The 12,323-nt window shown below is 66.3% G+C and carries 12 protein-coding genes; 5 read left to right on the top strand and 7 right to left on the bottom strand.

Annotated features, from left to right (window positions below):
• Positions 1–204 precede the first annotated feature (204 nt).
• The 3 genes from A5699_RS28055 to A5699_RS28045 all read left to right on the top strand — a co-directional run bounded on the left by A5699_RS28055 (position 205) and on the right by A5699_RS28045 (position 3,385).
• On the top strand, positions 205–1,815 hold the full coding sequence (locus A5699_RS28055; RefSeq protein WP_067777185.1) for a peptide chain release factor 3: 1,611 nt from the start codon (positions 205–207) through the stop codon (positions 1,813–1,815).
• 77 nt (positions 1,816–1,892) lie between these two features.
• Positions 1,893–2,264, top strand: coding sequence for a hypothetical protein (locus tag A5699_RS28050; protein WP_067777271.1), 372 nt, complete (start codon positions 1,893–1,895; stop codon positions 2,262–2,264).
• Between the two features lie 68 nt (positions 2,265–2,332).
• Positions 2,333–3,385, top strand: a complete 1,053-nt coding sequence (locus tag A5699_RS28045) for a DUF2293 domain-containing protein (RefSeq protein WP_067777182.1) — start codon at positions 2,333–2,335, stop codon at positions 3,383–3,385.
• On the opposite strand, the gene A5699_RS28040 is transcribed toward A5699_RS28045, so the two are convergent.
• Entirely contained in the window at positions 3,362–3,763 is a 402-nt protein-coding gene (locus tag A5699_RS28040; protein ID WP_067777179.1) for a TA system VapC family ribonuclease toxin, read from the bottom strand. The two genes, A5699_RS28045 and A5699_RS28040, sit on opposite strands and share 24 nt — an antisense overlap.
• Positions 3,760–3,990: an antitoxin gene (locus tag A5699_RS28035; RefSeq protein ID WP_067777268.1), complete on the bottom strand. Its 231-nt coding sequence runs from the start codon at positions 3,988–3,990 to the stop codon at positions 3,760–3,762. The genes A5699_RS28040 and A5699_RS28035 overlap by 4 nt, the downstream gene beginning before the upstream one ends.
• Positions 3,991–4,060: 70 nt before the next feature.
• On the opposite strand from A5699_RS28035, the gene A5699_RS28030 reads away from it, so the two are divergent.
• Positions 4,061–6,604 (top strand): SEC-C domain-containing protein, encoded by a 2,544-nt coding sequence (locus A5699_RS28030; RefSeq protein WP_067777176.1) that lies wholly within the window; start codon positions 4,061–4,063, stop codon positions 6,602–6,604.
• Here the strand turns inward: A5699_RS28030 and A5699_RS28025 are convergent, their stop codons facing one another.
• The 5 genes from A5699_RS28025 to A5699_RS28005 all read right to left on the bottom strand — a co-directional run bounded on the left by A5699_RS28025 (position 6,605) and on the right by A5699_RS28005 (position 10,360).
• Positions 6,605–8,914 carry an esterase-like activity of phytase family protein gene (locus tag A5699_RS28025; protein WP_067777173.1) on the bottom strand — a complete coding sequence of 770 codons (2,310 nt, stop codon included), beginning with the start codon at positions 8,912–8,914 and terminating at the stop codon, positions 6,605–6,607.
• A 132-nt stretch (positions 8,915–9,046) separates the two neighbouring features.
• A complete protein-coding gene (locus A5699_RS28020) occupies positions 9,047–9,424 on the bottom strand; it encodes a type II toxin-antitoxin system death-on-curing family toxin (protein ID WP_067777170.1) in 378 nt (125 codons plus the stop codon).
• Positions 9,421–9,618 carry an antitoxin Phd gene (locus A5699_RS28015; protein ID WP_067777167.1) on the bottom strand — a complete coding sequence of 66 codons (198 nt, stop codon included), beginning with the start codon at positions 9,616–9,618 and terminating at the stop codon, positions 9,421–9,423. Before A5699_RS28015 ends, A5699_RS28020 begins: the two co-directional genes overlap by 4 nt.
• Before the next feature lie 71 nt (positions 9,619–9,689).
• Positions 9,690–10,109: a type II toxin-antitoxin system VapC family toxin gene (locus A5699_RS28010; RefSeq protein ID WP_197508420.1), complete on the bottom strand. Its 420-nt coding sequence runs from the start codon at positions 10,107–10,109 to the stop codon at positions 9,690–9,692.
• A gap of 11 nt (positions 10,110–10,120) precedes the next feature.
• On the bottom strand, positions 10,121–10,360 hold the full coding sequence (locus A5699_RS28005) for an AbrB/MazE/SpoVT family DNA-binding domain-containing protein (RefSeq protein WP_067777162.1): 240 nt from the start codon (positions 10,358–10,360) through the stop codon (positions 10,121–10,123).
• 157 nt (positions 10,361–10,517) lie between these two features.
• Here A5699_RS28005 and A5699_RS28000 point away from each other — a divergent pair.
• A partial coding sequence (locus tag A5699_RS28000) for an OPT family oligopeptide transporter (protein ID WP_067777266.1) occupies positions 10,518–12,323 on the top strand: 1,806 nt, incomplete at its 3' end.

Here is a 12,323-nt window from a genome sequence, read left to right as displayed (position 1 = left end):
TAGCCGGACCATCCGGGCATCGGTGCGACGCCTCGGGACTGTGGGCGAGTCGTGATGCGCGTGCGGCACGCCGGCGCCGGGAAGGAGACCGACAGGCGATCTGGAAATGCAGTATCACTGGCGATACCACCCGGCGCGGATCACTGGCCGGGTCCCGCTCGATTACGGGTTTGTCCCCGCACGCCCATACCATCGCTAGTCGAGATGACCGATAACGCCCTCGCCACCACCCCGCACGCTGCCCGGATCGCCGCCGAGGCGGCCCGTCGCCGGACCTTCGCCGTCATCAGCCACCCGGATGCCGGTAAGTCCACGCTGACCGAGGCGCTGGCGCTGCATGCGCGGGTGATCAACGAGGCCGGCGCGATCCACGGCAAGGCGGGCCGCAAGTCGACGGTGTCGGACTGGATGGAGATGGAGAAGGCCCGCGGCATCTCGATCACCTCGACCGCGCTGCAGTTCCCGTACCGCGAGTGCGTCATCAACCTGCTCGACACCCCCGGCCACGCCGACTTCTCCGAGGACACCTACCGGGTGCTGACGGCCGTGGACGCCGCGGTGATGCTCATCGACGCCGCCAAAGGCCTTGAACCGCAGACCCTAAAACTGTTCCAGGTCTGTAAGCATCGGGGCATCCCCATCATCACGGTGATCAACAAGTGGGACCGCCCGGGCCGGCACGCCCTGGAGTTGATGGACGAGATCCACGAGCGGATCGGGCTGCGCACCACTCCCCTGACCTGGCCGGTGGGTATCGCCGGAGATTTCAAGGGTGTGATGGACCGCCGGGAGAACAAGTTCATCCGGTTCACCCGCACCGCGGGCGGCGCCACTGCCGCCCCCGAGGAGCACATCGCCGCGGCCGACGCGCATGCCGCCGCCGGGGAGGACTGGGACACCGCGGTCGAGGAATCCGAACTGCTCTCGGCCGACGGGTCGGACTACGACCGCGCGACGTTCCTGTCCGGGGAATCCTCCCCGGTGCTGTTCACCTCCGCGGCGCTGAACTTCGGGGTCAACCAGCTGCTCGATGTGCTCGTGGAGTTGGCGCCGGCCCCCAGCGGCTCGCTCGACGTCGACGGAAATCGCCGTGCGGTGGACTCCCCGTTCAGCGCGTTCGTGTTCAAGGTGCAGGCCGGCATGGACACCTCCCATCGGGATCGCATCGCCTACGCCCGGGTGGTCTCGGGCACGTTCGAGCGCGGCGACGTCCTCACCCATGCCGCCACCGGCAAGCCGTTCGTCACCAAGTACGCGCAGTCGGTGTTCGGCCAGCAGCGCTCGACACTCGACGACGCCTGGCCCGGTGATGTGATCGGGTTGGCCAACGCCGCGGTGCTGCGCCCCGGTGACACGCTCTACCGCGACGTGCCGGTGGTGTATCCGCCGATCCCGAGCTTCTCTCCCGAACACTTCGCGGTCGCCCGGGGCACCGACCCCAGCAAGCACAAGCAGTTCCGCAAGGGCATCGAGCAGCTCGATCAGGAAGGTGTCGTGCAGGTGCTGCGCTCGGACAAGCGCGGTGACCAGGCGCCGGTGTTCGCCGCCGTCGGGCCGATGCAGTTCGAGGTGGCAGCCCACAGGATGGCCACCGAGCTCAGTGCCCCGATCTCGTTGGAGAACCTGCCATATCAGGTGGCCCGGATCGTCGAACCCGAGGACGCCGAGTTCGTCAATCGTCAGGTCTCCTGTGAAGTGCTGACCCGCACCGACGGGGTCATGCTCGTGGTGTTCTCCACGCCGTGGCGGCTAGAAGGGTTCCAACGCGACAACCCCGACATCAAGCTGCGGTCGTTGGTGGCGGCGGAAGGTTAGCCGCAATGCCGGTCTCTGCGTCAGGTTCCTGTGGATAACTTCTGAACGGGTGGGCGCGCCCACGTAACGTGGTCGGCGTGGAGTCTGGAGATCTCGAACCGCGCGTCAGCGCTCTTGAGGAGCGGGTGCGCGATCTGGCCGACCAAGTAGGGGCCGTTGCACAGGACGCGGCGGCCGCTCGTGTTCTCGCCGGAGCCGCCGACCGTGACGTCAGCGAGTTCCGCTCCGAGATCCGAGAGTTCCGCCAGGCCACCACCGCGAGTTTCAACGCCCTTCGGCAGGACTTCGTCGATCTTCGGCAGGACTTCGTCGACCTCCGTACGCACGTCGACCAAGGCTTCACCGAGATCCGCGGCAAGTTCGACATCATGGCAGCCGGACAACAACAGATCGTCGACCTACTTCAGACGATCGTCACCGATCCGGGAGCCGAGGAAACGACCGAGTAGCCCTGACTCGACGATCGCACCCCGATGTTTCTCGGGGCGAGACCAGCCTGACGTTATCCTCACCGGATATGGCCGGCTCAAAACTTGAACAGCGCGTCGATCAGGCCGCCGAGATGGCCTTCAAAGCCCAGCGATATGTCAGTGTCATCGACGTCTTGCTGCGGTTGGGTTGGTTGACGCCGTCGCACGTCGAACGATGGCGTCAAGGCAGCATCGACTCCTTGGACGACGCTATCCAGACCAACCCGAACAAGGTCGCCGCCGCGCTGGCGGCCCTGCAACGGTGGGCGCAGGACCGCAACCTCAAGCCCTCCGAGACCGACTACGTCAGCCAGACACGTGACCGTCGGGTGCTGCGATTCAGCGGCGACGGCGATGACGCGACCGAACGCATCTACCGAACACACTGGGTGTCACCGGATCTCGATGAGCGTGCGGTCAAGCGGCAGAGTAAACCACCCGATCTCCTGGCGATCATGCCGATCAAGGACTGGACTTGTACCTCCTGCGAGGGAACCGGTGATTACCTGTTCATGGAGGACGCGGGACCGGTGTGCCTGGACTGCGCGGACTTCGGGCATCTGGAGTTCCTGCCGGCCGGTGATGCCGCGCTGACGCGCCGTGCAAAGAAGGCGAGTGGACTGTCGGCGGTGGTGGTGCGGTGGAGCCGGTCGCGCAAACGCTATGAGCGCCAAGGAATCCTGGCCGAAGTGGAGGCGATCCAACGCGCCGAACAGGAGTGCCTGTCCGACGCCGACGCCCGCGCCCGCCGCCGGGAACACGACGCCGTCCGCCGAGCCGACGAGGATCTGCGCTTTCAGGCCGAGTTGGCCGCTGCCATCCTCGTCCAGTTCCCGCACTGCCCGGCCGACCGAGCTGAGAAGATCGCCCGGCACACGGCAATACGCGGCAGCGGACGGGTCGGGCGTAGTGCTGCCGGGCGGGCGCTCGATCCGGATGCCGTGCACCTGGCCGTCGCGGCATCGATTCGTCACGAGGACACCGACTATGACGAGTTGCTGATGTCCGGTGTCGACCGACAATCGGCTCGGGATCGGGTGTACGACCGCATAGAGACGGTTCTCAATTCCTGGCGCTCAGGATGCAGTCGGCACCAGTAGCGCCACGTCGCGGTGCAGATGGGCCAGGCCGGTATCCAGCGTCGCCAATTGCCCGCCAAGATGGCGAGCGAGCTGCGCAAGGTAAGCATCCGTCACTTGCCGGTGCCCGATCACCCCGTCCAGTCTCACATCGACGAAAGACAGGCTGTCCGGCCAGAACTCGTGACGATCGGCAGTGTGGACAGCGGCGACGACGTCACGTGCGGCCGACGCGGTATATCCGTTTCTCAGCAGAAAGCGAAGCAGACTGCCCTGGGTTATCGGGCAGGTCGCGAACGGCGCGGCAGATGCCGACAGCCACTGCGAGGCCCTCTCGTGGTGCACATGTTCAACCACGACCAACGCGATCAACACGTTCGAATCGAGCAGTGCAGTCACTCTTCGTCGTCCAATGACCGCACATCCTCAGACGTCACGATTGTGCCCACGCTCACGGTCGGCAATCCCGTTCGAGGGTCCGTCGCAATCGTCGCGGTGCTTGTGCTCGCACTTAGGCCCCGTCTCATGAGATCTGCGACCGTCTCACTCAAGCTTCGATGGGTGTCCCGGGCAATCGCCTGGGCCTGTTTGTGCAGGTCATCCGGCAAGTCCACGGTGGTGCGCATAGTGAAGTCTATCATCGCATCATGATGCATTGATGCAGAACGGAGCCTCGGCCGGTTATAGGGTGGCCCCATGGCGGACGCGTCCGATCCAGTGCAAGCAGTGGCGGAAATCCTGACCGAGCACGGGCCGCTCTCCGAAGACGACCTCATGCAACGGCTACGCGAACGCGGCCAGGTCGACCTCGATTTCGACGACGTTCTCGACGAAATCGGTGATCCGATAGACCGATTGCTCGACGAGACCTGGGTGTGGCTACCCACGCTGCTGCACGGTCGGGTGTTCACCCACCGGCTCACCGCCGACGAGGCGGCCCACGATCTCTTGGCCACGACACCCGACCTCGACCCGGTGATCGCACTCAGCAGCGACGAGCAGTTCGGTGGATTCGTCGACGGCTCACCGGCCCAGATCGTTCTACGTTCGGTCGACGCCGAACTGCTCGAACAACGTCAGATCCCCCTTGAGGTGGTGGATCCGCGCGGGGCCCTGCTACTGCCGTCGGGAACGCTGGCGACGTTGCAGGTTTCCGAGGGCGACCTGGTCGGGGTGCGGTGGACCGGACGAGGCCTGGCAGTGGAGCGCGTCGACGCCACCGGCCAGGCCGAGGTCGGCGCCCGGTTGGCGGCGCTGCTCGATGACCACCCGATCGACTTCGAGACCGCGGTGCAGACATTGTGCGCCGAGGATCCGCAGCTGTTCACCGAGGCTGTGCCGCCGCTGAGTCAGATCGCTGCCGATCACGGTCTGGCCCGCTTCGGAGCCCTGTTGGCGCCGCCGGGTTTTGATTTCCCCGCGTGGCAGTTCGAGCGAGGCTACGAGTTGTTCCGGGACCGTTACGAACTCGATCCCGGCGTCGACGCAGTGGCGGTCTATACGCTGACCAAACTTCACGATCAATTGCGCCGGACGATCGAGACCGCGGGCGCCGACGGCAGCACGCATACCATCGAAGAACTACTGGAAGATACCGAGGAATCGGGTGATTCCCGCTCGTTTCTGGCCATCGCCGGCGACTTCGGTGAGGTGCTCGCTGACCCGGTGCTCGCCGAGATTCTCGCGGACGCGGCAACCCACACCGGGCGCGCCGGCGCGGCCGCGTTGGGTCTGCTTGCCGAAGCGTTGGAGCCGAAACTGTCGCGGCCGGCCCGGGTGGGGTGCCGGTGGCTGCAGGCGGTCGCCTTGGAGCGCACAGGCGCCGTCGAGCAAGCCGAACAGCAGCTGCTGCAGGCCGAGTCGCTCGACACCACCTGGGAGCCAGTGCTGTTCAACCTGGCCCGGTTTGCTTCCGACCGTGGTGATGTCGAGCGGGCGTTGTCCCTGCTGCGCCGCGCCGGTGCCGAGCCGGACGATCCGATGGTCGTCCTGTTGGAGCGGCATCGGGCGCAGCCCCGCAGTGATCTGGGCCGTAACGACGTGTGCTGGTGTGGCTCCGGCCGCAAGTACAAGAAGTGCCACCTGGGCCGTGAGCAGTTGCCGCTGGCCGAGCGGGTCGATTGGTTGTACGCCAAGGCTGTCCAACATCTCATGTCGAGCGACTGGGATCTCCTATTGGAATCGGTCAGGTCGGAACGCGGATACTACGCCGAGGACGACGACGAATTATTCGACGCAATAACCGATCCGCTCGTCATCGACGCCGTGTTGTTCGAGGGTGGCGCATTCGGCGAGTTCGTCGACCAGCGTGGGCCGCTGTTGCCCGACGACGAGCGGCTACTGGCCGAGCAGTGGCTCTTGGTGCAGCGTTCGGTGTTCGAGGTCGAGCAGGTGCAGCGTGGGCGCGGTATCACGGTGCGCGACGTACGCACCGGTGACATCCACGACGTCCAGGAGGCGGCCGGCAGCCGTCAGCTCAAAGCGGGTCAAATGATCTGTGCGCGTGTGGTTCCCGCGGGCGACACCATGCAGATCTTCGGTGGTATCGAGCCGGTGGCGCTGCACGAGCGTGCGCCACTGATCGAGCTGCTCGATACCGAACCCGATGCGATCGAACTCGTCGCGTTTCTGACGCAACGGTTCGCTCCGCCGACACTGACCAACACCGAGGGCGATTCCCTCGTCGCGTGTGAGGCGACGCTGCGCGTCGCGGACCCGGCCGATCTTTCGGCGTCACTCGACACCACGTTTGACCGGGTCGCCGACGAAGATCCGCCCCGGTGGCTCGAGCGTGTCGTCACCCACGGCATGCCGCGGATTCGCGCCATGATTGACCTCGACGGCGACGCCCTACACATCGCCACCAACAGTGAACAACGCATGGACCGCGTGCTGGCGACGCTGAAGCAACTGGCACCGACGTTGGCAATCGTCGAAGAGTCCCGGGTACCCATGGGCGATCTCCGCGAGGCATCCGCTGTGGCCGAAGCGCTTTCGGCGCGCGGTGCGCAGCTCGATCCGATGAGCCCGGAAGTCGCCGCCGTGCTCAACGAGGCCATCCTCGCCCACGAGGCACAGTGGCTCGATGAACCGATTCCGGCGCTCGACGGCCACACCCCGCGCCAAGCCGCCGACGACCCGACTCGACGCGGCGACCTGATCAAACTGCTCGACTCGTTCCCGGCCGTCCCGGGCGGGATGGATGCCGACCGTCTGCGCAAGGCACTGGGTCTGGCGTAGTTATCCCGCCAACGCCTCGGTGGCCGGTCCGAGATCGAGGAACACCGTCTCACCGTTCGCGTCATCGAGCCCGTCGTTGTCGGTGATGACATACAGGTGCTGGTTGCCGGCGATCGCGACCCCCTCGACCTTCTCCTGCACATAGCCGTTGGTGGCCTGCAGGTCCGGTACCAGGTTGCGGGCCAACGTCTTCGGCAGCACGCTGGGCTTGCCCACGCCCGTCGCGCCCGCACCGCCTGGAATCGCCACCCGGTACAGCGCCTTCACCCGCGCGTCGGGCCCGTTGAGTTTGTCGCGTTCCAGGACCAGCAATTCGCCGTTGTGGACGCTGACTTCGGACAGCCCGATCCAGTCATCCTTGGCGGTGGTGGCGTCCAGTTGGTAGCCGAACCACTCCCACGCGTCCCGTTCTGGTGTGTAACGTCCGATCCGGGCCATGCCCTTGGGGTCGGTCTTGAGTTCACGTTGCAGCACCACCCAGACGGTGTCCCCGTCGACGGCAACGCCTTCGAGACCCTGGCCGCCGAGTTGCGCCGCAATGTCTTTGGGCAGCGAAACCCGCTTCTCGATCTTGCCGTCGGCGGCCACGTAGACCAGCTGGTTGCCGGGGCCGTCGTCGCCTTCCACCGCCAGCACGAATCCACCGTCGGGCCGGGCGGACAGTCCTTCGGTGTCGAGGGTGACGGGCGTGCCGTTCTCCGTGATCGGTAAGGCGGTGTCGATCAGGGCCGGCTTCTGCGCCACGTCCACACCGAGAATGCGCGCCGGGCCGTAGGCGTTGTCGGTCGCGGTGTAGAGCCGGTTGGGGTTCTGCGGGTCGGGCGACAATGCGCCGAGCGCACCCCATCCGATCGGTGCGCCGTCGAGGTCTGCGGACACGATCGACGGGAAGCTCGGTTTCCCTGCGGTCGCGAAGGTTTCGCCGTAGCCGTAGAGGTTCACCGAAGCCCGCACGTGCGCCTCGGCGTCGTCGGACTCCGAGGAGATGGCCAGCAGGTTGCGCGACGGGATCGGCAGGACACCTTCCGGGCCGGGCGTGGTGGGCAGGATCTGCCGGAACACCGGCGCGGTCGGATCGCTGACGTCGTAGACCGCGACGAAGTTGCTGCGTTCGGAGGCGATCAGCGCGGTCGGCTTGCCGGCGAGCTCGGTGATGGCCAGCCCTTCGGGCTCGGGACCCTTTGCCTCGGCGCGGCTTTCGATGTGCAGGCCGGTGCGCACCGCGAGCTGTTCGAGGGAGTTGCCGGAATCCCACACCACCTTGCCGGTCGCGGCGTCGAAGATCGTCCAGCCGCGGGTGCCGCCCTTCCAGTCGCCCTCGTTGGCGGTGGCGACGTGGTCATCGCCGATCCAGCCGATGGCATCGGGTTCGCGCGGGGTGTCGTTGATCGAACCGGTTTGATCGATCGCGTCGTCCTCTTTGGTGTCGATCCCCTCGACCGACTGGTTTCCGGCGGTGAAGATCTTCTGCACCGCGCCGCTGCGGCCGTCGATGACGGCGAAGCCGTTGTTCTCCTGCAGCGTCACCGCGACCTGACCGCGGGAGTTGATGCTGACGTACTCCGGTTCGAGGTCTTCCGGGGTGTCCAACCCGGCGGCACGGGCGGCCTCGACGTCGAAGTCGACTTTGCGGGCCGTCCAGGCGTTCGGTGCGCCCTCCAGATCGATCAGCTGCACGAAACCCGTTGGCGGCTGCGGCAGGTCACCTTCCTCCTTGCCGGGCGGGGTGAACTCCTCGTCGCGCTGGTTTTCCATGGCGATCGCGGCGAAGGTGCCGTCGGGGCTGATGGCGATCGAGTCGGGCTGCCCGCCCAGGTCGATGCTGTGCACGCGGGTGCGGTCATCGATCCGGACGATGTCGACGCGTCCGGACGGATGGGCGAAGTCACCGCCGGTGGTGTCCACCACGACCAGGACGACGTTGCCGACGGCGGCCACCGAGGTGGGCTGATCGTCTTTGTGTCCCAGTTCGGCGAGTGAAAGCGTACCGGTGCCAATCGGTTTGGCGGGATCGTGGATGTCGACGAAGCCGATGCGTTTGGCCGCGGCATCGGTGTAGACGAGGATATTGCCGTCGGGGGTGACGGTGGAGATCTCGGCGACGGTCTCCCGGTCGACCGGGTCGTCGGCCGGCTTGTTGAGATACACCGGGTAGGTGGCGGTGCGGTGGTAGCGATCGGCCTCGGGCAGGTTCCAGTCGATCGGCGAGGTCGCCTTCGGTGTCTCCTGCGGCTTCGCGTCCTCGGTGGAGCAGCCGGCCAGGATCATCGCCGCCGCCGTGGTCACCGCTGCGGCTCGTGCCGTTCTCATCCGTCGCCCTCTTCAGTTGTGCCGATGCGTCGAGGCGAGCTTGGCGTGCACGGGTGTCCGGGCGGGCAGCTTTGGGTGAACGGGGCGCAACGGGTGGGTTTCAGAGTGGGCATGCGCTCAGGCGCCGGCCTCTCACCCGCTGAAACCCTCCAGCAATGTAGCGATCTCATTGAGTTCGCAGTCCTGGACCGCGACGTCGTTCATCAGACGCTCGGCCCGATCGACGTCGAAGTCCGCGGTGAGTTCAATGCCGTTGATATGCAGGAACGTCCACGCCGACGCCCAGGCGGTGCGTTTGTTCCCGTCGACGAGGGCACGATTGCGGGCCAGGGACTGCAACAGTGCGGCTGCCTTTTCCCACACCTCCGGATAGGCGTCGACGCCAAAGACCGTCGCCCGAGGCCGCGCGACAGCGGCATCGAGCAGACCGTAATCACGCACCTTCAGTTCCCCGCCGAAGGCGATCGATCCCGCGGTGAGGACATCGTCGCGGTCGAGATACTCGATCACGCCAGCCGTCTGTTGAGTTCGGCTGACTTCTCGGCCACGAGCCGCGCCGCCTCGGCCACCCTGCGCTTGTGCATGCTGGCCCGATCCATGACTGCCGCGTGGGCGAACTTCTTCAACGACACGTCATCGACGCGGGCAGCGGCGCGAATCTGCTCCATTTCCGCGTCGTCGAATTCGATGTTGAGCGAAGGCATGCATCCACGATACCGGTATCGGTACCAAAACCGGTACCAATTTCACGGCGGTAACCGCGCGGGCCCACCGGTCAGACGTCGTCGGCCAGCACCTTTGTCACCACGCCGAGCGTTTCGTAGGTCGATCTGGCGCGTGCATCCCGGGTGACGAGGACGGCATCGTGCTCACGAGCCGCCAAGGCCACCAGTCCGTCGTAGGTGGCGACGCCGGCGATGCCGCGGCGGGCGAGCTCGCGGTGGGCGGCTCGCGCGGCACGTACACCGAGCGAAAACGATTCGGGGAAGTTCTCGTCGATCAGTGTCACCGCGTCCGCGGGGTCGATGCGGGCATCGCCCGGTAAGCGTGTGAGCACGGAATAGGTTTCGGCCAGGGCATGCCCACTCAGCCCCAGCGTGCGCCCCTTGGCCCAGCCGGCCACCATGGCGTGTTGCGGATGCGAGGTGACGAGCAGGGGTACCGCGACGCTGGTGTCGACCGCAGTGACGGGCACAGGCACTGCGGTCAGCGTCGTCCCGAATCGATGAGGGCGAACATCATCTCGTCAGTGACGACCGTGTCGGCCACGGCGATCAGGCGCCCGTCCTCGCCCCGCTCGAGTCGTGCCGTCCTCCCGCCCGGGACGATCTGCAATCCACCCCCGTAGGCCGAGATGTCGACCTTTGTCCCCGGGGTCAGACCCAACGCATCGCGAAGTTGTTTGGGCAGCACAACTCGACCTCCGGAATCGATGATGGCCTCCATGGGATCACGCTACCAGCGCACTCCCATTTGTTCGCCAGACTTGCCGCGATGCGGATCCAGGGCATCCCCGCAATACCGCAACGCAACGCTTACCGTGTAACCACGGATTGGCCGACCACACGACGACGGCCTTGGGTACGACCGAGAGGATGTCGAGTTGGCCGCCGGAGTACCAGTAGACCCCGCCACTTCTGCCGCACCGACGTTGCGGGAACTGACCGTCCGCGGGATCCTGCTCGGCGGCGTGATCACGCTGGTGTTCACCGCCGCCAACGTCTACCTCGGTCTCAAGGTCGGGCTCACGTTCGCCACCGCCATCCCGGCCGCGGTGATCTCGATGGCGATCCTGCGCAACTTCGCCAACCACTCCGTCGTGGAGAACAACATCGTGCAGACGGTGGCGTCGGCGGCGGGCACGCTCTCGGCGATCATCTTCGTGTTACCCGGGCTGATCATGATCGGCTGGTGGACCGGGTTCCCGTACTGGATCACCGTGGCGGTGTGCGCCGTCGGCGGCATCCTCGGCGTGATGTACTCCATCCCGCTGCGCCGCGCCCTGGTGACCGGGTCAGATCTGCCCTATCCCGAAGGCGTGGCCGCCGCCGAGGTGCTCAAGGTCGGGGACAGTACCGGCGGCGCCGAGGACAACCGCGTCGGGTTGCGGGTCATCGCGTTCGGCGCGCTGGTGTCGGCCGGGTTCGCGCTGCTGGCCAACGTCAAGGTGTTGGCCAATTCCGTTGCGGCGTATTTCCGTGTCGGAGCGGGCGGGTCGATGTTCGGCGCCAGCTTGTCGTTGGCGTTGATCGGCGTGGGGCATCTGGTCGGCATGAGTGTCGGCATCGCGATGCTCGTCGGGCTGGTGATCTCGTTCGGTGTGCTGCTGCCGGTCCGGACCATCGGGGCGTTCGGGGGCGACGCATCCGTGGCCGACGTGATCGACGGCGTCTTCGTCCATGAGGTGCGGTTCATCGGCGCCGGGGCGATCGCGGTGGCGGCGGTGTGGACACTGTTGAAGATCTTGCGCCCCATCGTCAAAGGAATTACCGACGCGTTGGCGTCGGCCCGCAACCGCCGGGAGGGCCAGCTGGTCGACCTCACCGAACGCGACATCCCCTTCCCCGTCGTCGCGGCCGTCGTGGTGGCGATGTTGATCCCGATCGGTGTGCTGCTGTGGGAGTTCAGCCGCGGCACCGCGTTGCATGGCGCGTCGGCCGGGATCATCGCGGCCAGCGTGATCTTCATCTTCCTCGTCGGCCTGGTAATCGCGGCGGTGTGCGGCTACATGGCCGGTCTGATCGGCTCGTCGAACAGCCCGATCTCCGGGGTCGGCATCCTGACCGTGCTCATCGCCGCGGTGCTGATCAAGGTGGTCTTCGGTCGCGCCGATGACGAGCAGGCCCTGGCGCTCGTCGCCTTCACGTTGTTCGCCTCGGCCATCACGTTCGGTGTCGCCACCATCTCCAACGACAACCTGCAAGACCTCAAGACCGGCCAGCTCGTCGGCGCCACGCCGTGGAAACAGCAGGTGGCGTTGGTGATCGGGGTGCTGTTCGGCGCGGCGATCATCCCGCCGGTGCTGGATTTGATGCAGCAGGCGTTCGGATTCCTGGGCGCGCCGGGGGCCACCGACCACGCGTTGGCCGCCCCGCAGGCCGCGCTGATCTCCTCGCTGGCCAAGGGGGTCTTCGGTGGGTCGCTGGACTGGTCGCTGATCGGGTTGGGGGCGCTGATCGGCGTCGGGATCGTCATCGTCGACGAGATCCTCACCCGGACATCGCGTTTCACCCTGCCCCCGCTGGCGGTCGGAATGGGCATGTACCTGCCGATGAGCCTGACGTTGATCATCCCGCTCGGCTCCCTGTTGGGCTACTTCTACAACCGCTGGGCCGACCGCAGCGGCTCCGAGGCCGGTGTCGAGCGCAAGAAGCGGCTCGGGGTGCTGCTGGCCACCGGCCTGATCGTC

It is taken from the genome of Mycobacterium sp. E802, from assembly GCF_001666875.1.
GTDB lineage: Bacteria > Actinomycetota > Actinomycetes > Mycobacteriales > Mycobacteriaceae > Mycobacterium.
Note: the sequence above shows the minus strand (reverse complement) of the source record. Positions and strands in the feature narration are given on the sequence as shown.

Coding starts and splice junctions, on each gene's coding strand:
- A5699_RS28055 (WP_067777185.1), top strand. CDS start 205: ATGACCGATAACGCCCTCGCCACCACCCCGCACGCTGCCCGGATCGCC.
- A5699_RS28045 (WP_067777182.1), top strand. CDS start 2,333: ATGGCCGGCTCAAAACTTGAACAGCGCGTCGATCAGGCCGCCGAGATG.
- A5699_RS28035 (WP_067777268.1), bottom strand. CDS start 3,990: ATGCGCACCACCGTGGACTTGCCGGATGACCTGCACAAACAGGCCCAG.
- A5699_RS28030 (WP_067777176.1), top strand. CDS start 4,061: ATGGCGGACGCGTCCGATCCAGTGCAAGCAGTGGCGGAAATCCTGACC.
- A5699_RS28025 (WP_067777173.1), bottom strand. CDS start 8,914: ATGAGAACGGCACGAGCCGCAGCGGTGACCACGGCGGCGGCGATGATC.
- A5699_RS28015 (WP_067777167.1), bottom strand. CDS start 9,618: ATGCCTTCGCTCAACATCGAATTCGACGACGCGGAAATGGAGCAGATT.
- A5699_RS28005 (WP_067777162.1), bottom strand. CDS start 10,360: ATGGAGGCCATCATCGATTCCGGAGGTCGAGTTGTGCTGCCCAAACAA.